The 24,311-nt window shown below is 69.0% G+C and carries 30 protein-coding genes; 20 read left to right on the top strand and 10 right to left on the bottom strand.

Annotation, left to right across the window (positions count from 1 at the left end; all coding sequences use genetic code 11):
* Positions 1-82: 82 nt before the first annotated feature.
* The 4 genes from mce1N (at position 83) to ON34_RS25310 (ending at position 1,500) form a co-directional block, all read left to right on the top strand.
* Positions 83-565 (top strand): transport-regulating membrane protein Mce1N, encoded by a 483-nt coding sequence (gene mce1N / locus ON34_RS25325; RefSeq protein ID WP_040783912.1) that lies wholly within the window; start codon positions 83-85, stop codon positions 563-565.
* Positions 562-825, top strand: a complete 264-nt coding sequence (locus ON34_RS25320; RefSeq protein WP_040783910.1) for a hypothetical protein — start codon at positions 562-564, stop codon at positions 823-825. Before mce1N ends, ON34_RS25320 begins: the two co-directional genes overlap by 4 nt.
* 57 nt (positions 826-882) lie before the next feature.
* On the top strand, positions 883-1,113 hold the full coding sequence (locus ON34_RS25315; RefSeq protein ID WP_157172427.1) for a hypothetical protein: 231 nt from the start codon (positions 883-885) through the stop codon (positions 1,111-1,113).
* 165 nt (positions 1,114-1,278) lie between these two features.
* A complete protein-coding gene (locus ON34_RS25310; protein WP_040783908.1) occupies positions 1,279-1,500 on the top strand; it encodes a hypothetical protein in 222 nt (73 codons plus the stop codon).
* Between the two features lie 19 nt (positions 1,501-1,519).
* On the opposite strand, the gene ON34_RS25305 is transcribed toward ON34_RS25310, so the two are convergent.
* Complete coding sequence (locus ON34_RS25305; protein WP_040783907.1) at positions 1,520-1,906, bottom strand: hypothetical protein; 387 nt, start codon at positions 1,904-1,906, stop codon at positions 1,520-1,522.
* A gap of 174 nt (positions 1,907-2,080) precedes the next feature.
* Between ON34_RS25305 and hemL the strand changes: the two genes are divergently transcribed.
* The 8 genes from hemL to ON34_RS25265 all read left to right on the top strand — a co-directional run bounded on the left by hemL (position 2,081) and on the right by ON34_RS25265 (position 9,093).
* On the top strand, positions 2,081-3,418 hold the full coding sequence (gene hemL, locus ON34_RS25300; protein WP_040783905.1) for a glutamate-1-semialdehyde 2,1-aminomutase: 1,338 nt from the start codon (positions 2,081-2,083) through the stop codon (positions 3,416-3,418).
* Positions 3,419-3,777: 359 nt separating this feature from the next.
* Positions 3,778-4,428 (top strand): histidine phosphatase family protein, encoded by a 651-nt coding sequence (locus ON34_RS25295; RefSeq protein WP_040784204.1) that lies wholly within the window; start codon positions 3,778-3,780, stop codon positions 4,426-4,428.
* Complete coding sequence (locus tag ON34_RS25290) at positions 4,425-5,066, top strand: TlpA disulfide reductase family protein (RefSeq protein WP_083889760.1); 642 nt, start codon at positions 4,425-4,427, stop codon at positions 5,064-5,066. Before ON34_RS25295 ends, ON34_RS25290 begins: the two co-directional genes overlap by 4 nt.
* The gene (locus ON34_RS25285; protein WP_040783902.1) at positions 5,063-5,317 is read left to right on the top strand and encodes a hypothetical protein; all 255 of its coding nucleotides are present in this window, start codon (positions 5,063-5,065) and stop codon (positions 5,315-5,317) included. Before ON34_RS25290 ends, ON34_RS25285 begins: the two co-directional genes overlap by 4 nt.
* 40 nt (positions 5,318-5,357) lie before the next feature.
* Entirely contained in the window at positions 5,358-6,200 is an 843-nt protein-coding gene (locus tag ON34_RS25280; protein WP_040783900.1) for a cytochrome c biogenesis CcdA family protein, read from the top strand.
* Entirely contained in the window at positions 6,197-7,873 is a 1,677-nt protein-coding gene (resB, locus tag ON34_RS25275; protein ID WP_040783896.1) for a cytochrome c biogenesis protein ResB, read from the top strand. The genes ON34_RS25280 and resB overlap by 4 nt, the downstream gene beginning before the upstream one ends.
* A gap of 2 nt (positions 7,874-7,875) precedes the next feature.
* Entirely contained in the window at positions 7,876-8,841 is a 966-nt protein-coding gene (ccsB, locus tag ON34_RS25270) for a c-type cytochrome biogenesis protein CcsB (protein ID WP_040783894.1), read from the top strand.
* Positions 8,842-8,886: 45 nt separating this feature from the next.
* Positions 8,887-9,093, top strand: coding sequence for a hypothetical protein (locus tag ON34_RS25265; RefSeq protein ID WP_040783891.1), 207 nt, complete (start codon positions 8,887-8,889; stop codon positions 9,091-9,093).
* A 160-nt stretch (positions 9,094-9,253) separates the two neighbouring features.
* Here the strand turns inward: ON34_RS25265 and lppU are convergent, their stop codons facing one another.
* Entirely contained in the window at positions 9,254-9,901 is a 648-nt protein-coding gene (gene lppU, locus ON34_RS25260; protein WP_051023083.1) for an LppU family putative lipoprotein, read from the bottom strand.
* Between the two features lie 314 nt (positions 9,902-10,215).
* Here lppU and ON34_RS25255 point away from each other — a divergent pair, with 314 nt between their 5' ends.
* On the top strand, positions 10,216-10,824 hold the full coding sequence (locus ON34_RS25255; RefSeq protein ID WP_040783888.1) for a DUF8020 domain-containing protein: 609 nt from the start codon (positions 10,216-10,218) through the stop codon (positions 10,822-10,824).
* Positions 10,825-11,027: 203 nt separating this feature from the next.
* Here ON34_RS25255 and ON34_RS25250 read toward each other — a convergent pair whose 3' ends face one another.
* Together ON34_RS25250 and ON34_RS25245 are read right to left on the bottom strand one after the other, a co-directional pair.
* Positions 11,028-11,234 carry a hypothetical protein gene (locus ON34_RS25250; protein WP_040784196.1) on the bottom strand — a complete coding sequence of 69 codons (207 nt, stop codon included), beginning with the start codon at positions 11,232-11,234 and terminating at the stop codon, positions 11,028-11,030.
* A gap of 117 nt (positions 11,235-11,351) precedes the next feature.
* A complete protein-coding gene (locus tag ON34_RS25245) occupies positions 11,352-11,561 on the bottom strand; it encodes a BldC family transcriptional regulator (protein ID WP_040783886.1) in 210 nt (69 codons plus the stop codon).
* Positions 11,562-11,745: 184 nt separating this feature from the next.
* Here ON34_RS25245 and ON34_RS25240 point away from each other — a divergent pair, with 184 nt between their 5' ends.
* The 5 genes from ON34_RS25240 (at position 11,746) to ON34_RS25220 (ending at position 14,551) form a co-directional block, all read left to right on the top strand.
* Positions 11,746-12,108 (top strand): DUF4229 domain-containing protein, encoded by a 363-nt coding sequence (locus ON34_RS25240; RefSeq protein WP_040783883.1) that lies wholly within the window; start codon positions 11,746-11,748, stop codon positions 12,106-12,108.
* Positions 12,105-13,190: an L-cysteine desulfhydrase Cds1 gene (gene cds1 / locus ON34_RS25235; protein WP_040783881.1), complete on the top strand. Its 1,086-nt coding sequence runs from the start codon at positions 12,105-12,107 to the stop codon at positions 13,188-13,190. The genes ON34_RS25240 and cds1 overlap by 4 nt, the downstream gene beginning before the upstream one ends.
* A 100-nt stretch (positions 13,191-13,290) precedes the next feature.
* Positions 13,291-13,512, top strand: coding sequence for a helix-turn-helix domain-containing protein (locus tag ON34_RS25230; RefSeq protein ID WP_040783879.1), 222 nt, complete (start codon positions 13,291-13,293; stop codon positions 13,510-13,512).
* A complete protein-coding gene (locus ON34_RS25225; RefSeq protein WP_040783877.1) occupies positions 13,512-14,093 on the top strand; it encodes a Clp protease N-terminal domain-containing protein in 582 nt (193 codons plus the stop codon). The genes ON34_RS25230 and ON34_RS25225 overlap by 1 nt, the downstream gene beginning before the upstream one ends.
* 74 nt (positions 14,094-14,167) lie before the next feature.
* The gene (locus ON34_RS25220) at positions 14,168-14,551 is read left to right on the top strand and encodes a phage holin family protein (protein ID WP_040783874.1); all 384 of its coding nucleotides are present in this window, start codon (positions 14,168-14,170) and stop codon (positions 14,549-14,551) included.
* Here ON34_RS25220 and ON34_RS25215 read toward each other — a convergent pair.
* Entirely contained in the window at positions 14,548-15,417 is an 870-nt protein-coding gene (locus ON34_RS25215) for a 1,4-dihydroxy-2-naphthoate polyprenyltransferase (RefSeq protein WP_040783871.1), read from the bottom strand. The two genes, ON34_RS25220 and ON34_RS25215, sit on opposite strands and share 4 nt — an antisense overlap.
* Before the next feature lie 96 nt (positions 15,418-15,513).
* Positions 15,514-15,978, bottom strand: coding sequence for an SRPBCC family protein (locus ON34_RS25210; RefSeq protein WP_040783868.1), 465 nt, complete (start codon positions 15,976-15,978; stop codon positions 15,514-15,516).
* A 131-nt stretch (positions 15,979-16,109) separates the two neighbouring features.
* Between ON34_RS25210 and ON34_RS25205 the strand changes: the two genes are divergently transcribed.
* Positions 16,110-19,757 (top strand): AfsR/SARP family transcriptional regulator, encoded by a 3,648-nt coding sequence (locus ON34_RS25205; RefSeq protein ID WP_245548184.1) that lies wholly within the window; start codon positions 16,110-16,112, stop codon positions 19,755-19,757.
* A gap of 66 nt (positions 19,758-19,823) precedes the next feature.
* On the opposite strand, the gene ON34_RS25200 is transcribed toward ON34_RS25205, so the two are convergent.
* The 3 genes from ON34_RS25200 to ON34_RS25190 form a co-directional block, all read right to left on the bottom strand.
* Complete coding sequence (locus tag ON34_RS25200) at positions 19,824-20,663, bottom strand: ABC transporter permease (protein ID WP_083889754.1); 840 nt, start codon at positions 20,661-20,663, stop codon at positions 19,824-19,826.
* A gap of 68 nt (positions 20,664-20,731) precedes the next feature.
* Positions 20,732-21,721: a daunorubicin resistance protein DrrA family ABC transporter ATP-binding protein gene (locus ON34_RS25195; RefSeq protein ID WP_040784191.1), complete on the bottom strand. Its 990-nt coding sequence runs from the start codon at positions 21,719-21,721 to the stop codon at positions 20,732-20,734.
* 87 nt (positions 21,722-21,808) lie between these two features.
* Entirely contained in the window at positions 21,809-22,843 is a 1,035-nt protein-coding gene (locus tag ON34_RS25190; protein ID WP_040783865.1) for an aldo/keto reductase, read from the bottom strand.
* A gap of 185 nt (positions 22,844-23,028) precedes the next feature.
* Between ON34_RS25190 and ON34_RS25185 the strand changes: the two genes are divergently transcribed.
* Positions 23,029-23,706, top strand: a complete 678-nt coding sequence (locus tag ON34_RS25185; RefSeq protein ID WP_051023080.1) for a TetR/AcrR family transcriptional regulator — start codon at positions 23,029-23,031, stop codon at positions 23,704-23,706.
* Here ON34_RS25185 and ON34_RS25180 read toward each other — a convergent pair.
* Positions 23,675-24,253: a TIGR03086 family metal-binding protein gene (locus ON34_RS25180; protein ID WP_040784188.1), complete on the bottom strand. Its 579-nt coding sequence runs from the start codon at positions 24,251-24,253 to the stop codon at positions 23,675-23,677. The two genes, ON34_RS25185 and ON34_RS25180, sit on opposite strands and share 32 nt — an antisense overlap.
* Positions 24,254-24,311: the final 58 nt, after the last annotated feature.

The following is a 24,311-nucleotide window of genomic DNA, read 5'->3' as shown; positions in this document are numbered from 1 at the left end:
GTCGCCGTGCTGCTGCTGCCCGGCCTGAGTCGCTGATCCTGCTTTCCGTCGTGTCGCCGCGCGCCGCCGTGATGGGCTAGGTGTGACCGCCGCGACCGTTTTGTTCGCCGAACCGGGCGCCCGCTGGCGTGCAGTGTTCTACGGGCCGATTCTGTGCCTGCTCATTCTCGTCCTCGAACTGGTCACGGGCGGTTCCGTGCACTGGTTCGCCCTGTTCTTCTGCGCCGCCCTGATCGCGGCCTTCGTCGCGCTGCAAGTGCTCGCCGGTAAGCGGCACGTCAGCGTCGAGCTCACTGAGACAACGCTGCGCTCTGGCACCGAGACGCTGCCGCTGACCTCGATCGCGGAAGTGCTTCCCGAGCGCGACGAGGACTCCTGGGACGACGAACCGTGGGAGTCGGCCAGGGCGCTCGGAGAATTGACCGGCGTGCCGCGCCGCCGGACCGGCATCGGACTGCGGCTGGCCGACGATACGCTGGTGCAGGCATGGGCCAAGGACCACAAAGCGCTGCGGGCGGCGTTGACCGGAGCCGTGCGGCGCGGCGAGAACGGAGCGGACCGATGAGGCGCTGGATCGTCGCGGTGCTCGTGGAACTCGACTTGGTCCTGCTCACGCTGGTGGCGGCGGGGCTGAGCTGGCGCAACAGCGTGCGCACCATCGACTTCGCGCCCGCCGGCGACGCGCCGGGGTTCACCGCGATCCGTTACGCCGCGCCCTGGCAGCTGTTGGCCGCGGTGCTCGTCGCGGTGGCCGGAGTGCTCGCGATCGATGCGGCGGCCCGGCTCGTACGCGGTCTCCGCGGCCAGGCCGGAACCAGCCGCTGACCGGGCCTCGGCATACGCGCTTCGTTTGACCCCCGCGATGACGGGAACGCCGAATTCATGAAACCACCTGTACGACGAACACTTTTCGGCGCGGTGGCGGCGGGCGTGATCGGTATCACGGCAGCGGTTCCGGCCGCCGCATCCGCCGAAACCGTTAGCGCGCCGCCTGTTCCGGTGCTGCCCGCGTTCGCCGCCACCCCGCCCGCGCCGTTGCTGCATGCGCTGCCCGCGCCGTTGGCGTGCCTGGTGACAACCGGATTCGCCGCTTTCTGCCTCGGCATCACGTAGCCCAAATGACGTGTGAAGCTGCGGACGCCGCGCGTCTGGGCTACCGTGCAACCGCGTGTCGTCCGGTGCGCACATCCGGCGACCGCGCGCTTTGCCAGGAATGTTCCTGCGGCCGTTAGTATTTCGGCCGTAATGCGGAACACATGTGATGAAGGAAAGTGTTTGATGAACCGGTTCGCCGTAAAGATCTGTGCCGCGTTTGCCGTGGCCGCCGCCCTCGGGATCGGGGCAGCGCCGGCCGGCGCGAACTCCGGTCTTCCGCTGGAAGACGCGACCGCCGTCGACGCGCCGATCTTCGTGCCGGATTCGGGTTCCGCCGGGCCATACAACTCGTTCATGTGCATGTTGCACACCATGTCCGCGCAGGTTCCCTGCATGTACACCTGACCGCGGACCCGCGGCGCCCTCAGCCCCAGTGCTGGTAGATGTCCAGCACGCGGCCGTCGCGGGTACCGGGGGCATTGAGGTAGACGGTGATCGTCCCGTCCGGATGGCCTGCCGCCTCCATCAGCACTTGGCGCAGGGAGGCGTACACCCTGCCGTGCTGGTCGCGGTAGATCTCGGAGTCGGCCTTCAGACCGGCCCCGATGCGGTTGGGCGGGATGACCATGGTGACGACGGCCGGAATGGGTCCGCCGGCCAGCGTCGTGGTCGCCACATGGTCCAGATGGATGCCGACGCGCAAGTTGTCGAGTTGATCGACCGGCTCCGCGGCGGCGGAACCGGCGCCCAGTGCCGCAGTGGCGCAGGCGACCGCGGTGAGTAAACCCGCACTGACGATGGCAATCCGCATGCAGACCCTCCCAGCCGGTGGACGATGGCTCCCCGACATTACGCATCGGCAACCCTCCAGCGATCGAAATTCGCGCGAACCTGATCTCGGCGTGTTGCGGGCCGGCTGCGGCCTGCGTCACTGCACTACACCCTGTCGTCGAACCATTTCAGCGGTGCTGAGAGACTGGAGCACGTGAGTTCTTCTCCGCGTGTGACCAGTGCGGCGGTGCCGGTCTCCGCTCAGCTCTTCGACCGGGCGAGTTCGGTGATTCCGGGTGGCGTCAACTCTCCGGTGCGGGCCTTCCGATCCGTCGGCGGCACACCGCGATTCATCGCCTCGGCCGACGGCTGCACACTCGTCGACGCCGACGGAAACGAGTACGTCGATCTGGTCTGCTCCTGGGGCCCGATGATTCTCGGCCACGCGCACCCCGAGGTCGTCGAGGCGGTGCGGCGCGCGGCATCCGGCGGGCTATCTTTCGGTGCGCCGACCGAGGCGGAGATCGAGCTGGCCGAGACGATCGTGCGGCGGGTCGCGCCGGTGGAGCGGGTGCGCCTGGTGAACTCCGGGACCGAGGCCACCATGAGCGCGGTCCGGCTGGCTCGCGGCTACACCGGACGCACCAAGATCATCAAGTTCGCCGGCTGCTACCACGGCCACGTCGACGCGCTGCTCGCCGACGCCGGATCCGGCGTCGCCACCCTCGGACTGCCCACCTCGCCCGGCGTCACGGGCGCCCAGGCCGCCGACACCATCGTGCTGCCCTACAACGACCTGGACGCCGTTGCCGCCGCGTTCGCCGCCGATCCCGGCGAGATCGCGTGCGTGATCACCGAGGCGGCGGCGGGCAACATGGGCGCGGTCGCACCACTGCCCGGGTTCAACGCGGGTCTGCGCGCACTGACCACCGAGCACGGCGCGCTGCTGATCATGGACGAGGTGATGACCGGCTTCCGGGTCAGCGGCGCGGGCTGGTTCGGCCGGGAGGGCGTCGCGGGCGACCTGTACACCTTCGGCAAGGTGATGAGCGGCGGCCTGCCCGCCGCCGCGTTCGGCGGGCGCGCCGAGATCATGAACCATCTCGCCCCGCTCGGGCCGGTCTACCAGGCGGGCACGCTGTCCGGTAACCCGGTCGCGGTGGCCGCGGGCCTGGCCACCCTGCGCGCGGCCGACGACGAGGTCTACGCGGCCCTGGATCGCAACGCCGAGCGGCTCGGCGGTTTGTTCCGCGACGCGCTGACCGCGGCGGGGGTCGGGCACCAGGTTCAATTCGCGGGCAATATGGTGAGCGTGTTCTTCGCCGAACGCCCGGTCACCGATTACGCCGCCGCCAAGGCGAGCGAGACGTGGCGCTATCCAGCGTTCTTCCACGCTCTGCTCGACGGTGGCGTGTATGCGCCGCCGAGCGCGTTCGAAGCCTGGTTCGTCTCCGCGGCGCTCGACGAGAACGCATTCGACCGTATCGCTGCCGCCCTGCCCGCCGCCGCGCACGCGGCGGCGGCCGCCACCCCAGAAGGACCCCGCGCGTGAGCTCCGATCTCGATCAATCCGATGCCGACCGGCGTGAGCCAGCCAAGCCCGCCGAGACCAGTGCCGTCGCCGCGGGCATCGAATCCGCCGCTGCCCCGGCGCCGGTCGTCGATCCGGTAGCGGAGGCGACCGTGATCGACGCGGGTGAGCAGTTCGCCGCCGCGAGCGCCGCCACCGAGTCGGCGGCGGCCGACCTGGAGGTCGTGGAATCGAGCGTGGTGGACGCGGGCGCCCACTTCGCGGCGGCCGCGGCGCCGACGACGCAGGTCGCCGCCGCGCGTAAAGAGGCGAAGACCGCTCCCGCCGGGAACGCGGTCTCGGCCGAGCCCGCCGACAGCCAGGACCCGGTCGCCGAGCGGGTGCACGACGGTGGCACCGCGCCGATCGAGACGATCGTGCACGTGTTGCGGCACGGTGAGGTGCACAACCCGAACGGCATCCTCTACGGGCGTCTGCCCGGATTCAGTCTCTCGGTGGCGGGCCGCGCGCAAGCGGCCGCGGTCGCCCGGACGCTGGCCGATCACGACATCGCCTTGGTGATCGCCTCGCCGCTGCAGCGGGCGCAGGAGACCGCCGAGGCGATCGCCGTGCAGCACGACCTGCTCGTGCGGACCGACGAGAACCTCATCGAGGCGGGCAACACCTTCGAGGGCCTGCGCGTCTCGGTCGGCGACGGCGCGCTGCGCAAACCGCGGCACTGGTGGAAGCTGCGCGACCCGTTCACCCCGTCCTGGGGCGAGCCCTACTTGCAGATCGCGCACCGCATGCTGGCCGCGGTGAACAAGGCGCGGGTGGAAGCGGCCGGACGTGAGGCGGTGCTGGTCTCCCACCAGCTGCCCGTGTGGACGCTGCGCCGATTCCTGCAGGGACAGCGGCTCTGGCACGACCCGCGGCAGCGGCAGTGCTCGCTCGCGTCGCTGACCTCGCTGGTCTATCACGGCGACACGCTCGTCGACATCGTCTACTCCGAGCCGGCGGGCGGCTCCGACCCCTCGGTACACGGCGCATGACTCGCTGCACCGGGTCCGCCACCTCGCCCGTTACGCGCACCGGGCGGGTGCTGCCGGTGCTGCTCGCGTGCGTGGCCCTGGTCGCCGCGCTCGCCGGGTGCTCGACCGGTTCGGACGCGGTGGCCTCGGGCGGCACCTTCGAATTCGTCTCGCCCGGCGGCAAGACCGATATCCTCTACGATCCGCCCGCCTCGCGCGGCACCATCGGCAAGCTGGCCGGTCCGGACCTGATGACGGCGGGCAAGACCGCGTCGGTCGAGGACTACCCGGGCAAGGTCGTGGTGCTCAACCTGTGGGGCCAGTGGTGCGGTCCGTGCCGTGCCGAGGCGCCCGCCCTGGAGAAGGTCTACGAGGCCACCAAGGACAAGGGCGTCGCGTTCCTCGGCATCAACGTCCGCGATCCACAGCAGGACAAGGCCCAAGATTTCGTGGTCGACAACAAGGTCGGCTACCCGTCCATCTACGACCCGTCGATGCGCACTCTGCTTGCGCTCGGCGGGAACTTCCCAACCAGTGTCATCCCCACCACCCTGGTCCTCGACCGGCAACACCGGGTCGCCGCGGTCTTCCTGCGGTCCCTGCTCGCCGAGGACCTGCAACCGGTGGTCGAACGTATCGCCGCGGAGGAATCACAGTGAATCGCGACCGTCGTACCCGTCACCTGCGTGCCTGCCGGCCACGGCAGGGCGCCCGGCGCATCGGCGGCGGATGGGCCGTCGACGACCGGTGGGCCGGAATCGCCACCGTGCCGCGCAGCGTAGCCGCCGACTCGCTGCTGGACTTCGCCGTGCTCGAGGTGGCCGAGGAGCCCGCCGCCACCGAGCGGAAGGTGTCGTTGCGCCGCGGGGCGGGACGAGCGCCAGAAGACGCGCGGGAGGACTCGGTGTGAGACCTGAGCACCCCGCGCCGCGAACCGGGGAGGCCAGCTGATGCTGCTCGCCGGAGTCGGTGAATCGTTCCAGCAGACGGCGGCCTCCGGTCCGCTGCTGCTGGCGCTCGGCGCGTGCCTGCTCGCCGGTCTGGTGTCGTTCGCCTCGCCGTGCGTGGTGCCGCTCGTCCCCGGGTACCTGTCGTATCTGGCCGGACTGGTCGGTGCGGAGGCGCCGCCCGCCACCGTCGCGGAGGCCACCGGCACCCGCGCGTCCCGGGCCGGGGCGACCGCCGTCGCGCAACCGCTTCGCTCGGGACGGATGCGGGTCGCCGGTGCGGCCGGGCTGTTCGTCGCCGGGTTCACCGTGGTCTTCGTGCTCGCGACCGCCACGGTGTTCGGCGTCATCCAGACTCTCAACGTGAACCGCGAACTGCTGCAGCGGATCGGCGGCGTGGTGACGATCCTGATGGGCCTGGTGTTCATCGGCCTGGTGCCCGCGTTGCAGCGCGACACCAGGATGGAGCCGCGCAGGCTCACCAGCCTCATGGGCGCGCCGCTGCTCGGCGGAGTGTTCGCGCTCGGGTGGACGCCGTGTCTCGGCCCGACGCTGTCCGGCGTCATGGCGGTGGCGGCGGGCACCGACGGGACCACGGCCGTGCGCGGCGTCACGCTGATCGTCGCCTACTGTCTGGGCCTCGGCCTGCCGTTCGTCGTGCTCGCTTTCGGGTCGGCGAGCGCGCTACGCGGGGTCGGCTGGCTGCGCCGCAACTCCCGCACCATCCAGATCATCGGGGGCATGCTGCTCGTCGCGGTGGGCGCCGCGCTGGTCACCGGAGCGTGGGACCAGTTCGTCGCCTGGGTGCGCGACGCGTTCGTCTCCGAGGTGACCTTGCCGATATGACCGTGACCCACCAGCCGACGACCGAGAACTCGGCGGGGCCGCCGCGCCAATCCCTGGCCGGACGGGCTTGGGCGCTCATGCGCAACACCTGGCGTGGGCTGACCAGCATGCGCACCGCCCTGGTGCTGCTGTTTCTGCTCGCGCTGGCCGCTATCCCCGGCGCGCTGCTGCCGCAGCGCAACCTCAACGAGCAGAAGGTCGCCCAGTACATCGCCGACCGGCCCACGCTCGGTCCGTGGATGGACCGCTTCGAGCTGTTCGATGTGTTCTCCAGCTTCTGGTTCACCGCGATCTACGTCCTGCTGTTCATCTCGCTGGTCGGTTGCATCCTGCCGCGCACGCTCGATCACTATCGCGCCCTGCGCACACCGCCGGTGCGGGCGCCACGCAATCTGACCAGGCTGCCGCACCACTACTCCGGCCACGTCGCGCGGTCGCCCCGTGCGGTGATCGACCACGCGCGCTCCCAGCTGCGCGGTTGGCGCACCGAGGTACGGCCCGGCAACCGCGACGGTGAACTGGCGCTCTCGGCGGAGAAGGGCTACACCCGCGAACTCGGCAATCTGGTGTTCCATCTAGCGCTGGTCGGGCTGCTGGTCGCCATCGCGGTGGGCAAGCTGTTCGGTTACGAGGGCAGCGTCATCGTCCTGGCGAACAACGGGCCCGGCTTCTGCACCACCTCGCCCGCGGTGTTCGACTCGTTCAAGGCGGGCAACGTCAACGACGGCACCGGCATGACCCCGATCTGCGTGCGGGTCGAGAAGTTCCGGGCCGACTACCTGACCAACGGGCAGGCCGAGATGTTCACCGCCGATCTGGCCTACCAGGCGGGCGAGGATCTGCGGACGAACACCTGGCGCGACACCCAGGTGCAGGTGAACCACCCGCTGCGCGTCGCCGGTGACCGCCTCTACCTGCAGGGCCACGGCTACGCGCCGACCTTCACGGTCACCTTCCCCAATGGGCAGACGCGCACCGAGTCCATCCAATGGCGTCCGGACGACGCGTCGACGTTTCTGTCCAGCGGCGTGCTGCGGATCGACCCGCCCGGCGGCATGTACGCCACCGATGAGGAACGCCGCAAGAACCAGATCGCCATCGAGGGCCTGTTCGCGCCCACCGCCATGTTCCACGGATCGCTGCTGAGCTCGGCGTTTCCCGCGATGAATGACCCGGCCGTCGCGGTCGACATCTATCGCGGCGACACCGGGCTGGACACCGGCAAGCCGCAGTCGCTGTTCGCGCTGGATCCCGAGCAGGTCAAGCAGGGCAGGTTGACCAAGGAGGCCAGGGTCAATCTGCGCCCCGGCGAGTCCACCACGCTGCCGAACGGCACCAAGGTCACTTTCGACGGCGCGCAGGAGTTCGTGAACTTGCAGGTCTCGCACGATCCCGCGCAGCAGTGGGTGCTGGTGAGCGCGCTGCTGATGATGGCGGGCCTGCTGGTCTCGCTGCTGATCAAGCGCAGGCGGATCTGGGTGCGGGTGTACCCGGCCGACGACGAAGCCGGTACCGTTGACAAACGACGCACTGTAGTAGAGATGGGCGGGCTCGCCAGGACCGATCAGGCAGGCTGGGGCGACGAGTTCGACCGACTGCGCGGGCGCCTGCTCGACGAGCAGCCGGACGCCGAGACCACCGCGGCGCGTGGCGCCGAAACCACGGGAGAGTGACCATGCCGATCGACGAGACCATCGCCAGGTACAGCGATTTCGCGTTCAAGACGGCGATCGTGGTGTACGCACTGGTGCTGGTGCTGCTGATCTGGCAGTACGCGACGGCGCGCAGCCGCAAGGTCGCCGACCGCGAATTGGTGACGGTGGGCGGCGGATCGACGCCGCAGGGGCCGGGCCGAGTCGTCGAGCCCGAGCGGACGCCGTTGTCGGAGCGGCTCGGCAACATGGCGTTCTCGGTGCTGATGGTCGCCATAGCCCTGCATGTGGGCTCGATCGTGTTGCGCGGCTTCGCGACTCATCGGTTCCCGCTGGGCAACATGTACGAGTTCGTCACCATGGCTACGGCCGCCGCCGTGCTGGTGGGGCTGCTGTTCCTGCGTGAGCAGCGCTACCGCGCGATGTGGGCGTTCCTGCTGGTCCCGGTGCTCATCCTGCTGTTCCTCGCGGGCACCGTGCTCTACGCCGACGCCGCGCCCGTGGTGCCCGCGCTGAAGTCGTTCTGGCTGCCCATACATGTCACCATCGTCAGCGTCGGCAGCGGTGTGTTCCTGTTCGCGGGCGTGGCCAGCATGCTGTTCCTGTACCGCCTGCGCCAGCCTGACGGCCAGGAGTCGAACAACGTCCTCGGCGCCATCGCCCGCCGCTTGCCCGACGCCCGCACCCTGGACCGCCTGGCCTACAAGGCCACCATCATCGGCTTCCCGCTGTTCGGCGCCGGCGTCATCCTGGGCGCGATCTGGGCCGAGGCCGCCTGGGGCCGCTTCTGGGGCTGGGACCCCAAGGAAACCTGCTCCTTCATCGCCTGGGTCCTCTACGCCGCCTACCTGCACGCCCGCGCCACCTCCGGCTGGCGCGACACCAAGGCCGCCTGGATCAACATCGCCGCCTTCGTCGCGATGTTGTTCAACTTGTTCATCATCAACATGGTGATCAGCGGATTGCACTCCTACGCAGGACTCAACTAGCGCCTGCGACCGCCACCGGCTCGACTCCTCGATACGCATAGCGCTGTGACGCTGGCTCGTGAGGTCAGCGCGATTGCCACCGTGCGCGCATATGGCCTCGACATCGGCCACGTTCAGCTCCCGGACGGAATTCGTCCGCTCCGTGCTGCCAACTACATCGTCGTCGCCGAGTGGACCCACCAGAACACGGACGGAATCGAGATCGACCACCCGTTCCCGATCAGCATCCCCTGGACCGAACTCGAATACTGACGGAGAGTCCAGCCACCAGCGGTGAGTTCAGTGAAGCCGCTGCCCACGATGGTCTGAGTTGTTACCGCCGATGCGTTCGTTGGACAGGACCGGTGAGTGATACGCCTCCCGCCGGATAGCCCGGCCGTTGCCGCGTCAGGTGCGCTGCCGCTGGCAGCGATCAGAGCCGGTTGACGCAGACGACGTAATGGCGCTGCCGGTAGACGATTCCGCTGTCGGCTGAGCCGCAGGCGTTGACGTCGACGGTGTTCTGTTTGATGTCGATCACGCGCACACCGGTCGGGGTGGGGGTCGCGCAGTCCAGGCGCTTCGGGTTGCCGGGGGTCACTTCCATGCAGCCACCGACGACCCAGTCGATGTCCAGGCACAGCGCGGCTGCCGTTGCGCCCTGCAGGGTTTCGTTGTAGGTGTGGTCGGCGTCGGTAGGACACTGGCTGTTTGCCGGGGCCTTCTCGAAGACCTTGTACGTCGAGTTGGGGGCGCCGCAGGCGGCCTTGTCGATTCCGCCGGAGCCGCCGAGTTGCACGCAGTCGCCGATGTTCACCTGCAAACTCGTGGCGTCCTTGTTGGACGCGCCGCGCATCGCCGAGGTGGTCGGCAACTCCTCGGTGGTGGTCGGCAGTTCCTCGGTGGTGGTCGGTGGTAGCGCCGATGTGGTTGTCGCGTTGCCGGTCTGGGCGGCGTTGGCCGGTTCCTCCTTGGGACCCGACATCGACACCGCTGCGGCCACCACGAGGCCCGCTGCCAGCGCGGTCCCCGCCATGAAGGCAATCAGGGTAAGACCGGCACGGATACGTTGGCGCGACACGTCACGTCCTCCACAGCTGTAACCTTCGAACCCACGCCTGAGCCGACCCGAAGTTGTGAATTTGCGGATTGAAGAACCTTGCCATGCATACACTACGCGGCGCGTCCGCGTCGAGTTTTCGTTCCCAGGGGCAGTGATTTGCCCTCACAGTTAACTCGCTCGACGTCGTCGTCAGCCGAACTGATCACAATCGCATAACGAACCTTCGCGAGACGTATGCCGATCGCCAAGTCTGGCAACAAGCTACGGGCGCTGTACAGTCACACGCCATCCGGCCTCGGGCGCCGGAGGTCTCGGTGAGAAGGAATTCCAGAATGAAGTTCGGCACTCTTGCCGCCATAGCGCTCACGGCGGTTGCCGCCGTGGGCATCACAGCGGGGGCCGCGAACGCGCAACCCGTGGAAGCGGATAAGGAGACAGCGACAGTCGGCGCGGAGCAGGGCATCGACTACCGCACCACGGTCTCCCGCGAAACCGGCACTATCACCACCGCTGTCGAGCACGGCACCTTCGCGGTGGTCGACGACGGTACCAAGATCAAACTGACTTCCGACACCGGCGCCGTGGTCGCCGAGGTGCCGCTGACCTTCCAGGTTTCCGGAAGCAAGCTGGCGGTCGGGCACGAGATCAGCGACAACGGAAGGCGTCTCGCGCTCACGCCGGTGGCGGACGCGAAGGAGATCGGCGAGATGCAGCCGATCAGCTCGATGAATCGCCTCATCGCCGAACTGAACAAGAACGTCGTCGGCGTGGTCGGCGGCGCGCTGCTCGGCGGTCTGCTCGGAGCCCTGATCGGCCTGGGCTTCTTCAGCATCATCACCGGCCCGATCGGCCTGGTCGTCGGCGCGATCGCGGGCGGAGCCATCCAGGGTGGGCAGCCCTTCACGGACGCCTTGCTGGCGGTCGTCAGCGGCGAACCCTGATCGACCGCTCGGATCGGCTGAGGCAGGCGCACCGCAGCGCGCCTGCCTCACCCCGACCGAACGGCCGATATCGGTGCTGCCCGGCGGAATGAGGGAGTTACCTCGCCGGGACTACGGCATAGCGGAATGCTCGGCGCAGCGCGGAGCAATGGGGGAACACACGCCGGAGCTCGCTGGGCGCGTGTGGACGCGGACGAACCGCGTCAGCGTTCGGCGGAACCGGACTCGCCGTCGCGGTGCTGGCGGGACAGCCGCCAGAGGAACTCCGGGTCGTCGTCGGGTCCGATGATGCGCTTGCGCTGTGGTGAACGCGTTTGCGGGAGAGTGGGTCCGGTCCGCTCGGGGCCGAACGCCTTCCAGCACAACACCGCGATTGCCACCACTGCGATGAGTGCCAACAGGTACGTCACGTCGCTCACCTCCTGATTACGAGGGTAGTCGCGGACGTGACTTCAGCACACCGCAGACGCGAAATCCGCCTGCGGGCGAGCGCGGGCCCGGCGACGACGGGCCCGCGCCCCCTGCGATCAGCGTGCGGTCGCCTCGGTGGTCAGCGACTTGAGCAGCTGGAGTACTTCCGATTCGCGGAACCGGCGATGTCCGCCCGGTGTGCGCAGCGACCCGAGGCGCCCGGCGTGAGCCCAGCGCGTCACGGTCTTGGGGTCGACGTGGAACAGGGCAGCAACCTGGCCCGGAGTCAGCAGGGTGTCCTGGCCGCCGACGGTGATCGCAGTCATAGCAAACCTCTCCGTTCTCGACAGTTCCCTCATCAGATGGCGCCATCGTCGCACTGAAACCCCTAGGTACTCGAACCACCTACAGTTGGTAAAGGGGAGGTAATAGACAAAACGGATGTGCGCCTCACCCCCGGCATTGGGCGTGCACCGGGGGCGGGCAACAGCTTCGCATAGGCTGACGGATGTGCGTGACGCAACTCCACCAGAAAAGGCTTCCGGACAGCAAACCGCTGGCGTTGGTCGTCGGCTGGCCCGGAATCTGGCGCTTTATACCGTCGCGAGGTTGGGTCTCGTGGTAGTGCTCGCCGCCCTGATCGTGCTGGCCGCCCAGCTGGTGTCGGTGGACGTCCCGCCGGCGGTCGCGGCGCTGTTCGCCTTGATCATCGCGATGCCGCTGTCGCTGGCCCTGTTCAAGCGGCTGCGCGCCAAGGTCAACGAGGACATCGCCCTGGTCGACGAGCGCAGGCGGCGGGACAAAGCCCAGCTGCGGGCGCGGCTACGCGGCGAGGAGCCGCCCAATCCTCCGGACGCGGGGTCGCCTTCGTGAGGTCCTGCGACCACACCACCCCGCGCGACTGGGTCGACAACGCGGTGCGGCTGATCGACGCCGACGCCCAGCGCAGCGCGGACACCCACCTGCTGCGCTACCCGCTGCCCGCGGAGTGGAACGTGCAGCTGTATCTCAAGGACGAGTCCACCCACATCACCGGCAGTCTCAAGCATCGCCTGGCTCGCTCGCTGTTCCTGTACGCGATCTGCAACGGCTGGATCACCGAGGGCACCACGGTGGTGGAGGCGTCTTCCGGTTCGACCGCGATCAGCGAGGCCTACTTCGCGAAACTGCTCGGCCTCGACTTCGTCGCGGTGATGCCGGCGAGCACCTCACCGCAGAAGATCGCGCTGATCGAAGCGCAGGGCGGCCGCTGTCATTTCGTCCAGCGCCCGCCGGACATGTACACCGAGGCGGCGCGGCTGGCCGCCGAATGCGGCGGTCACTACATGGACCAGTTCACCCACGCCGAGCGCGCCACCGACTGGCGCGGCAACAACAACATCGCCGAATCGATCTTCGAGCAGATGGCGTTGGAGACCCATCCGGTGCCGGAGTGGATCGTGGTCGGCGCCGGCACCGGCGGCACCAGCGCCACGATCGGCCGTTACATCCGTTATCGCAGGCACGCAACGAAATTGGCCGTGGTCGATCCGGAGAACTCCGCGTTCTTCGGCGGTTACGAGACCGGCGACGCGGGCTACCAGACCGGAATGCCCTCCCGTATCGAGGGGATCGGCCGCCCCCGGGTGGAGCCGTCGTTCGTGGGGCAGGTGGTGGACCGGATGTTCGAGGTGCCCGACGCGGCGTCCATCGCGGCCGCGCGCCATGCGAGCGCTCGGCTCGGCCGCCGCGTCGGCGGATCGACCGGAACCAATCTGTGGGGCGTGTTCGCTCTGATCGGCGAGATGATCGCCGAGGGCTGTCGCGGCAGCGTGGTCACGCTGCTCTGTGACGGTGGCGATCGTTACGCGGGAACGTATTTCGACGACGACTGGGTCGCGTCCCAGGGGCTGAGCCTGGGCGAGCCGACCGCGGTCCTGGACAAGTTCCTGGCGACCGGAATCTGGGACGCCTGAGCGGTTCGACAGTTCGCCGATAGCGGAATGGGGCTCCTGCGCGTCCTCGGTTGTCAATTTTGATTGACACCACTCGCTGGCGTCAATCAAAATTGACGACATGACGGAAGCAACCACACTGGCGGCCGCCGCGGGCAGCCCCGACCCCAAGGTCGGACTGCGCGCGGTGCTCGCACTACGCAGGCTGCTCGAACGTCTCGAGGCGATCCAGGTGGCCAATGCCCGTGCCCAGGGCTGGTCCTGGCAGGCGATCGCCGAGGCGCTCGAGGTCAGCAAGCAGGCAGTCCACCAGAAGTACAACCGGAAAGGCAGGGGCCGCTGATGTTCGAACGGTTCAGCAGGTCGGCGCGTACGGCGATCGTCGTAGCCCAGGAGGACGCACGCGAGCTCGGAGCGTCGAATATCGAGGTGGAGCACGTGCTGCTCGGCTTGCTCGGGCAGACCGAGCCGGAGCTGACGGCGCTGCTGGCGGAGGTGGGGCTCACTCGCGAGGGCGTCCGCCGCGCGCTGGCCGAGCAGGGCAAGGGGGAACCGCTCGGCCCCGAGGACGCCGAGGCATTGCGATCCATCGGCATCGATCTGGACGCCGTCCGCGAGTCGCTGGAGGCGCACTTCGGCGAGGACGCCCTCGACCGCGCGGCGCCGGACCGTCGGCGCGGGCCGTTCCCGTGGGGTCGCGGCGGGTACTACGGGCACATCCCGTTCACCAAGCAGGCGAAGAAGGTGCTCGAGCTCTCGCTGCGTGAGGCGCTCGCGCGCAAGGACAAGACCATCGAATCCGGGCATATCCTGCTCGGCATCCTGCGCGCGCCGAACGAGACCACCGAGCGCCTGTTCGGCGGCTCGGCCGCGATCCATGACTTGCGCCCCAAGGTGCACGCCCTGCTGGACCGTGCGGCCTGAGCGAGCGGGCATGCGCCACCGTGGATCACGTTGTAAGTCGGCGCATGTCCGCCCATCCGGCCTAGCATTGGCCCATGCAGCTCGTGATTCGGTTGGTCATCAACGCGGTCGCCATCTGGCTGGCCGCCTTCTGGGTCGACAAGATCGACATCCTCGCTCCCGAAGGGGGCACCGCCGCGAAGATCGGCGTCGTGCTCGCCGTGGCCGCGGTGTTCACGGTGGTGAACGCGCTGGTCAAGCCGATCGTCAAGCTGCTGTCGTTGCCACTGGTGATCGTGACGCTCGGCCTGTTCCTGCTCCTGATCAACGCCCTCATGCTTTGGTTGACCGCCGAGATCACCGACGCGTTCACCGATTACGGCCTGCGCGTGGAGGGTTTCTGGGCCGCGGTGTTCGGCGGCATCATCGTCTCGATCGTGAACTGGGTGCTCGGCATCCTCGTTCCGGACGAGGACTAACCCAGCCCGACCGCGAGGGCGGTGACCGCCGACCAGACGAGCAGGGCGAGGCCGGAATCGCGCAGCGCCGGAATCAGTTCCAGGCCGCCCTTGCCGCCGCGCACCGGCGCGTTGGCGCGAACGGCCAGCGGAATGGCGACCAGCCCGGCCAGCGCCCACGGGGTGCGGGCGAGCAGGATCAGCGTCGCGACGAAGGGGACTGTGAGCAGCGCGAGATGCAGGGTGCGGGTGCGGGGGTCGCCGAGTTTCACAGCGAGAGTGACCTTCCCGGACTCGGTGTCGGTCGGGATGTCGCGCAGATTGTTCGCGACGAGCACGGCGCTGGAGAACGCGCCCACCGAGATGGCCAGCAGCGCTCCCACCCAGTCGATCCGGTTCGCCTGCACGAACTGGGTGCCGAGCACGCCGATCAGGCCGAAGAAGACGAACACCGCCAGCTCGCCGAATCCGCGGTAGCCGTAGGGCGTGCTGCCTCCGGTGTAGTACCAGGCACCGGCCAGGCAGGCCGCGCCGATCAGCAGCAGCCACCACGCGCTGGTGGCGACGAGCACCAGGCCGAATATCGCGCCGAGGGCAAGGCTGGCGATCGCGGCGTTCTTCACCGCGGCGGGGGAGGCCAGTTTCTGCCCGACCAGGCGCACGGGACCGACCCGGACGTCGTCGGTGCCGCGGATACCGTCGGAGTAGTCGTTGGCGTAGTTGACGCCGATGATCAGCGCCAGCGAAACCAGCAGCGCGAGAATCGCTTTCCACCACACCGCGCCGTCGATGGACGCGGCGGCGCCGGTCCCGGCGAGCACGGGGGCGATCGCGTTCGGCAGGGTACGCGGTCGCGCGCCCTCGATCCATTGCGCAGCAGTAGCCATGTCCGCAGCATAATGCGCGCAGTCGGACGGAGTCCGTCTTCAGCCCGCGCACGGCTGGAGCGAAGGCGGTGGTGCCGCCTGGTGCGCGCGCGGCGATCAGGGCGTTCGGGCCGTGGCCGCCTGCTGCAATCCGGCAAGTCCCTTCTCGAAGTCCCGGCCGACGAATTTGTCCATCGGGATGAGTTTGCCGATCAATCCCATCAGGCCGGTCTGCTGTCCGGTCATCCGCCAGGTCACCTCGGTGCCGGTCTCCACCGGGTCCAGGATGAAGGTCACCTGGTTGGTGGCCTTCATCGGCTTCAGGAATTCCAGGCGCACCCCGATCTGGCGCTCGGTGCTGCTGACGATCTCCATGCTGCCCGCTCCCGCCTTGCGGTTGCCGCTCCAGGCGTAGCGTGCGCCGACGCCGGAGTCCGCGCCGGAATAACTGCGCTGCAACTGGGGGTCGAGGTCCTCCCACGGCGACCACTTGACCCATTCGTGAAAGTCGTTGATCAGCGCGTGCACTCGCGCGGGTTCGGCCGTGATCACGGCCGACCGGACCACCTCGAACTCAGCCATGCGGCCAGCCTATGCGACCGACCACTCGGAATCGCGGCAAAAGAATCGTGTCGGCCCGGTCGGCCGTGCTCGCCTACGATGACCGCGGGATGTTTCCGGAGCACAACGGCCCGCACGGCCACAGTCGAGCAGTGACGACGCCCGCAGGCGAATCGGTCGTGGTGGCCTTGCTGGGCGAGGTGGCGCTGCGCCGCGACGGTGCGCTGACGCCGGTGCCCGGTGCGCGCTCCCGGCTCCTGCTCGCGGCGCTGGCCCTGCGGCCGGGGCGCAGCCGCAGCGCACAGGCCCTGATCGACGACGTCTGGGGCGAACAGCCGCCGCGGTCACCGATGAACGCGCTGCACACGCAGGTCTCCCGGCTGCGAGCCGCCCTGCCGGTCGGCGCGCTGGAGATCGGGCCCGCGGGCTACCGGCTGACGCTCGGTGCCGAGCAAGTCGACGTGGCCTTGGCCGGAGAAATGATGCGAGAGGCACGCCGGTGCCACACCGCGGGCGATCGAGCCGGGTGTCTCGCGGCGATCCGGCGAGCGCGGGCGCTGTGGCGTGGTGAACCCGGCGCTGATCTGCCGTCCGGCGACGTCGCCGATGACCTGCGCGCCATGGCCGGGCATCTGCTCGCCGAACTCGACGAGCTCGAGCTGACCGCGCGCGAGGACGGCGGTGACATCGATGGCGCACTGCGTCTGGCCCGCCGCCGCGCGGCCGCCGACCCACTGGACGAGACCGCCCAGCAGACCCTGATGCGTCTGCTCGCGGCGGCGGGGCGAACCAACGAGGCGCTGGAGTCTTTCGCGGCCTTCCGTTCCCGGCTGGTCGAGCAGCTGGGCGCGGACCCGGGACCGGCACTCGCCGCGTTGCACACGGCGATCCTGCGAGGGGAGCCCGTAGGCCGCGCCGCAGCGCAGCCCGGCCACACGGGTGTGCCTGGAACCGCTGGCGGCTCCCAGGGCGGTTTCGCGTCGGCCTCGACCGCTGTGCCCGGCATCGCCGCGGAATCACCGTCCGCGGTTGGTCGCGCACCGGCGCAGCCGGGCTCTGCCAGTGTGTCTGGTGTGGCTGTCGGCTCTCAGGACGGTTTCGGGTCGACCTCGGCGGATGGGGCCGGTATCGCTGTCGAGCAGCCGTCCGCAGTGGGTCGCACGTCACTGCCGTCCGCGGTTGGTCGCGCACCGGCGCAGCCGGGCTCTGCCGATGTGTCTGGAGCGACTGTCGGCTCCCAGGGTGGTTTCGCATCGGCCTCGACGGATGGGGCCGGTGTCGCGGCGGACCAATCGTCTGGAACCGGAGTCGCCGTGGAACCGCCACCGGCCGCCATCGGCCTGCGCGCCGCGCCCAACGCGCTGCTCGGCCGTGCGGCCGATCTCGCCGCGCTCGCCGATCTGCTGCGTGAGTCCCGCGTGGTGACCGTGCTCGGTCCGGGCGGCGCGGGCAAGACCAGGGTCGCCAATGAGATCGGCGCACGCGTGGCGGGCTCGCGTCCGGTGGTGCTGGTCGAGCTGGCCTCGGTCCGCGCCGAGGGCGCCGACGCCAGAGTCGAGATCGAGGCGGCGATCGCCGCGACGCTCGGACTCAGCGATGTCACCTTCGATACGGCCGCATTGCGCTCCCGGCAGATCATCGACGCGCGCAGACGGTTGCACGACGCGGTATCGGCCCGCTCGATGCTGCTCATCCTGGACAACTGCGAGCACCTGATCGACGCCGTCGCCGTGGTTGTCGCCGACCTGATCGGCGTCGCGAACCGGCTGACCGTGCTCACCACGAGCCGATCACCGCTGACGATCACCGCGGAGACCGTGTATCCCTTGCCGCCCTTGGCCATCGACGCCTCGGGCTCGCCCGCGACCGAGCTGTTCGCCGCGCGCGCCAAGGCGGTGCGGCCTGCCGTCCGGCTCGACCCGGACGTCGTCGCCCAGCTCTGCCACACTCTGGACGGACTACCGCTGGCCATCGAGCTGGCCGCCGCACGGGTGCGGGTGATGAGCGTCGAGGAGATCAACGAGCGGCTGGCCGACCGGTTCGCGCTGCTGCGCCACGGCGACCGCAGCTCGCCGGAGCGGCACCGCACCCTGCACGCGGTGATCGACTGGAGCTGGAATCTGCTCGACGCCGAACAGCAGGTCGCGCTGCGCCGATTGTGCCGCTTCCCAGCCGGTTTCACGTTGTCGGCCGCCGAGGCGGTCGCGTGCGGAGACGACCTGGACGACGTCGCGGCCGCCGTCGACGGCCTGGTCAGCCAGTCGCTGCTCACCGTGCTGGACGACGAGGTACTCGGCATCCGCTATCGAATGCTGGAGACGGTGCGCGAATTCGGCGAAGAGCGATTGACCGGCATCGCGGGCGAGCCGGAGGCGGTCGACAGCCGAATGATGCGGTGGGCCAGAAACTATGCCGACGACGTGGCGCGCCGGTATATCACCGGCGATCAACTGGAGCTCGCGCTCTCGGTTGCGGCCGAGTTGGACAACCTGCTCGCGGCGTTGCGCTGCGCGATCGAACGGCGTGACGCGGCAACGGCGTACACGGTTTTTCCCGTGGTGGGGACGCTGTGGATGATCCGCGGCTCGCACATGGAGGTGGTCGGCTGGGCCGAGCGGGTGATCGGGATGGATCCGATCGACTTCGGCCCGGACGCACCGCGCCCCGACCTCGTGCTCACCACCTACGAGATGATGTTCGTGCATCTCCTGTACACCGGCGGCGGCGCCCGCGATCTAGCCCGGCTGCGCCTGCGGGCGCGCCGCCTGCTGCGCCAACGCGCCGCCGATCTCACCGAGAACAACCGCTTCGTCGGCCGGGTCATGCTCACCAGGTTCGACGGACGCGGACTCGGCAGGCTGATCGCCAGCGCGCTGCGCTCGACCGATCCGGAGACCAAGGCGACCGCGCTGCTGCTGCGCGCCAATGTCCGGGAGAACCTCGGCGACGTGCGCGGCTCGACCGTCGACGCGATCAGAGCGCTGGAGATCTTCGGGCACAACAACATCTGGAGCGTGGCCATGGTGTGCCGACACCTCGGCCAGGTGTGCGGCCAGATCGCCCAGTACGCCGAATCGGTGACCTACTACCGGCGTTCGCTCGAGCTGCTGCAGCGGCTCGGTGCCTACGAGGACACCGTGGAGACCCGCAGCCTGCTGGTAGCTTCGCTGGTCGGCGCCGGTGAGCTGGCGCGGGCCGAGCGGGAACTCGACCTCGCGTTCGGCACGATGGACCTGGACATCTCGACCGGCGGGCGGAATCGGTTGCTGTCCACGGTCATGCAGAGTTCGGCCGAGTTGGCATTGGCATCAGGCGATATCGCGGAGGGTTTCGCTCGCTACCAGCGCGCATTGGAACTGTTCGGCTGGCCGGACCAGGCGTTCGGACCGGGGCCCGGCGCACTGATGCTCGCCGCGGCGGCGCTCGACGCGAAGGTCCTCTACGGCGCGGCCGATACCGACGCGGTCCTGGCCGCGGAACTGGCCGAGGTCATGGTGCCGATGATGACGCAGTATCAGGACCTGCCGCAGATCGGCGCCGTCGCCTGCGCGATCGGCTCGTATCTCATCGCCGTCGGCCACGACGTTTCGCGCGGTCTCGAACTGCTCGTCCTGGCTCCGAATGTGTTCTGCCGCCAAGACTTTCCCACGATGCGCTGGGACCGGCACCTGGACGCCGCGGTCGCGATGCTCGGCGCCGACCAGGTCGGCGAAGCGCGCGACCGGGTCGGCCGCTTGCGCCGCAGGGACTCCGCCGACCGGATTCTGCGGATGATCCAGGAACTGAACGACGTTCGCTGACCCCTTCGGCTACACGACCGCACGCCGGGCGACTGGTCGTGCCCGGCGTGCGGATCGTCGTGCGGTTCACGCCCGGCGCATGTACGCCTTGACGGTGAGCGGGGCGAAGATCGCGATCACGACCAGCGAGCCGATCAGCGACCAGGCCAGGTCGCTGCCGTAGGCGCCGCCGTTCATCAGCTCGCGGCACGCGTTCACCATGTAGTACACGGGATTGGCGTGGTTGAGTCCCTGCATCCAGCCCGGCATGGTGCTCACCAGCGCGAACGCGCCGGACATGAAGGTCAGCGGGAACATGATCATCATCGAGATGCCCTGCACGCCCGCCGCGCTCTTGCCGGTGACCCCGACCAGCGCCCAGATCCAGCTGATCGCGAACGAGCAGGCCACGATGACCAGACCCGCCGCGACGACGCCGAACACGCCGCCCTCGGGCCGATAGCCGATGCACAGACCGACGGCGATGGTCAGCACGGTCGCGATGACGTAGCGCACCATGTCCGCGATCAACGCTCCGGCCAGGGCCGAGATGCGGGCGATCGGCAGGGATTTGAACCGGTCGAAGACGCCCTTGTCCATGTCCTCGCGCAACTGGGTGCCGGTGACGACCGACGTGAGCACCACGGTCTGCACCAGGATGCCGGGGATCAGGATCGGCAGGTAATCCTGCACGCTGCCGCCGATGGCGCCGCCGAAGATGTAGGCGAACAAGGCGGTGAACAGGATCGGCTGAACCGTGACATCGAACAGCTGCTCGGGCTTGTGCTTGACCTTCAGCAAGCCGCGGTAGGCCATGGTGAACGAGTTCGCCACCGCCTGCCCGATCGGAATTCGGTTGCTCACTTCGGGAATCGGGGTCGGCGAGGCATGGCGCGCCGCGGTCTCGGTCGCGGTGATGGTGGTCATGCTGTGTCCTTTGTCGGCATGTGCGGGCCCTCCGTGGTCACGCAGGCTGCCGCCTGCGGGCCTGACGCTCATGCCGCGCTCCTCTCGGATTCGTCGTTGTTGTCGGCCGGGTGGCCGGTGATGGTGAGGAAGACCTCGTCCAGGCTCGGCTTGCTCACGGTGATCTCGTCGACCCCGATCTCCCACTCGCGCAGGCGGATCAGCAGATCGGCGGTGACACCGGCGTTGGGCAGCGGCGCGGTGAGCCGCCCCGCCTCCGGGGTGATCTGCGTTTCGGTGCCGAGGAAATCACTGATGATCCGGCGCGCCTCGTCCACCTGGTCGCGATCGACCAGGGTCAGGTGCAGGGACGAGCCGCCCACCGAGGCCTTGAGTTCGTCGGCCGTGCCGTCGGCGATGACCTTGCCGCGGTCGATCACCGCGATCCGGTCGGCCAGCTGATCGGCCTCGTCCAGATACTGCGTGGTGAGCAATACCGTCGCGCCCTCGCGGACCAGACGGCGGATCGTCTCCCACATCTGGGCGCGGGTGCGCGGGTCGAGGCCGGTGGTGGGTTCGTCCAGGAACAGCAGCGGCGGCGTCGCGATCAGGCTGGCGGCCAGATCGAGCCTGCGCCGCATGCCTCCGGAGAAGTTCCGCAGCGGCTTGTTCGCCGCCTCGACCAGATCGAATTCCTCCAGCAGTTCGTCCGTCTTACGCCGGGCGTCGATCCGGCTCAGGCCGAGCAGGCGGGAGAAGACGATCAGGTTCTCGGCGGCGGTCAAGTCCTCGTCGACCGAGGCGTACTGCCCGGTGACGCCGAGCAGCGAGCGGACCGCCGTCGGCTCGGCCACCACGTCGTGGCCGAAGATCCGGGCGCTGCCGCCATCCGGGCGCAGCAGGGTCGCCAGCATGCGGATGGTCGTGGTCTTGCCCGCGCCGTTCGGTCCGAGCACGCCGTACACCGAGCCCCGCGGCACCGCCAGGCTCACACCGTCGACGGCGCGCTGTTCCCCGAACACCTTGACCAGGCCGTCCGCCTCCACGGCGAGCGCTGAATATGGTGCGAAAGAAGTCATGCCGACGACTGTGCCGGTCTCTGCTTGCACGGCCCTTGCACGGCTCTGTCGTGCCCGATGGCTCGCTTTCTTCGTGCGGGGCGTCGCTCACACCGCGGGCGGGTTCAGGCGGGCGAAGTCCGGCAGGCGGTAGTACGGGTAGTAGGGGTAGGGCGGGGTGGTGGCGCTGGCCTTGTCCAGGCGGGCGATCTGGTCGGCGTCGAGCTCCCAGCCGATGGCGCCGAGGTTCTGGCGCAACTGGTCCTCGTTGCGGGCGCCGACGATGACGGTGGCGACGGTGGGGCGGCGCAGCAGCCAGTTCAGGGCGATCTGCGGGACCGTCTTACCGGTTTCGGCGGCCAGCTCGTCGAGGACGTCGACCACGTCATAGAGCTTCTCGTCGTCGACCGGCGGACCGGCCTCGGCGGTCCGATGCAGACGGCTGCCCGCCGGAAGCGGTTGGCCGCGACGGATCTTGCCGGTGAGCCTGCCCCAGCCCAGCGGGCTCCAGACGACCGCGCCGACGCCTTGGTCGCGCCCGAGCGGCATGAGCTCCCATTCGTAGTCGCGCCCGACCAGCGAGTAGTAGACCTGGTGCGCGACATACCTGGTGAGGCCACTGCGATCGGCCGCGGCAAGGGATTTCATCAGCTGCCAGCCCGCGAAGTTCGAGGCGCCGACGTAGCGGATCTTGCCCGCGCGCACCAGGTCGTCCAACGCGGCGACGACTTCCTCCACCGGGGTCCCCGCGTCGAAGGCGTGCAGCTGGAACAGATCGATGTAGTCGGTGCCCAGCCTGCGCAGCGACGCTTCGACCGCGCCGATCAACCTGGCCCGTCCGGAACCGGCGTCCAGCGGACCGGGGCCGGTCGGCAACGTCGCCTTGGTGGACAGCAGCACCTGATCGCGCCTGCCCTTGACGGCCGCGCCGAGTACCTCTTCGGAGGCGCCGTCGGAGTACACGTCGGCGGTGTCGAACATCGTGACACCGGCGTCCAGGCTGATGTCGACCAGCCGTCGGGCCTGCTCGGCGTCGGTGTCGCCCCATGCGCTGAACAGCTCGCCCCGTCCGCCGAAGGTGCCCGCGCCGAAGCTCAGGGCCGGGACGAGCAGACCCGATGCGCCGAGCCGCCGGTACTCCATCTGCGTGGCTGCCGTCTGAACGTTCACAGGACCGTCCTCCTACTGCGTGTCATGTCGTCCGGCTGCTCACCTGGTGCGCGTCGCCATGCGCAGGTGCACCGGACGGCTCCCCAAAAGGGTCTATAGTTCCGTTAACAACTCGGACAGTACACCTGCGCGGGCATAAATGAAACTGGAGTACCGTTATGGAGAACGAAGAGGCGGCACCGGGCTCGATTCGCCCTGGTGGACGGACCGCACGGGTCCGTGCGGCCGTGCTGCGCGTCGCGGGCGACATGCTCGCCGAACGTGGCTTCGCGCACCTGGATCTGGCCGAGGTCGCGACGCGCGCCGAGGTCGGCAAGACCACCGTCTACCGCCGCTGGCGCACCCCGGCCGGGCTGGTCGCGGATCTGCTGGCCGACATGGCCGAACAGTCGCTGCCGCATGCGGACACGGGTTCACTGCTCGGGGATCTCACCGCCAACGCTCATCTGGTCGCCTCGACGTTGACCGACCCTCGCCAAGGACGGCTGTTCCAGGCCGTCATCGCCGCCGCCACCGCCGACGAGACCGCGGCCACGGCGCTGAGCCGCTTCTACGACATCCGGCTCACCGAATGGGCTCCGTGTGTCGCCGCCGCCATCGAGCGCGGCGAGGCTCCTGCTGGCACCGACCCCCGCGCCGTCCTGTCGGCGGTATCCGGCCCGCTCTACTACAGGCTGCTCGCCAGTGGTGATCCCATCGACGACAACGCCGTCCGCACAACCGCGGCGGCCGCCGCCAGCGCGGCGCGGGCCGGAATATTCGTCACGCCTGCCGGTCACCCCGACAAGCCTGGCGTGACGCAGGTCAGGGCGTCCAGGCTGGGTCGCGCCCGGTGAGACCGACGACCCGATGCAGGACCGGCGCGTCGGCCGGAACCGGCACTATCGGGCCGAAGAGTCCCGGTGTGCCTTCGGGCGGCGTATCCGCCAGGAATTCGACGAGCGCCGCCAGATCGGCAGGGTCATAACGCGGTTCCTGGCCGGTCGCCTTGGCCAGATCCCAGCCGTGGATGACCAATTCGTCCAGCGCGACCATGGCCATGGCGGGAGCGGGCATCGTGACACCGCCCGCTTCGGTGACACCGTCCCATGCCGCCGGTTCGCGCCATGCGGAGACAAGGGCCTTCAGCTGCGCGGGAATCCTGCTCTGCCAATCCGGAACGAGAGACCGGTCCGGGCTGGTGCTCGGCGCGACCGAACGACCCACGGCCTCCTTGGTGGCGGCCTGCCGGAATGCCTCCGTGAGGTCGACGACGTGCACGAGGAGGCTTCGCACCGTGGTGTCGGCACATGGCGTCGGCAAGGTGAGTTGATCCTCGGTTATCCCGGCGACCACCGTCTCGAGCGCGGTAGCCGCAGGTTCGAAATCGAATTCCGGTTTCATCGAATCTCCTGAGCGTGGGGACGTCTCCATCAGGTGAGACGCGCGAGCCTCCCGGAAT

Source organism: Nocardia pneumoniae NBRC 100136, from assembly GCF_000308755.1.
Lineage (GTDB): Bacteria > Actinomycetota > Actinomycetes > Mycobacteriales > Mycobacteriaceae > Nocardia > Nocardia pneumoniae.
Note: the sequence above shows the minus strand (reverse complement) of the source record. Positions and strands in the feature narration are given on the sequence as shown.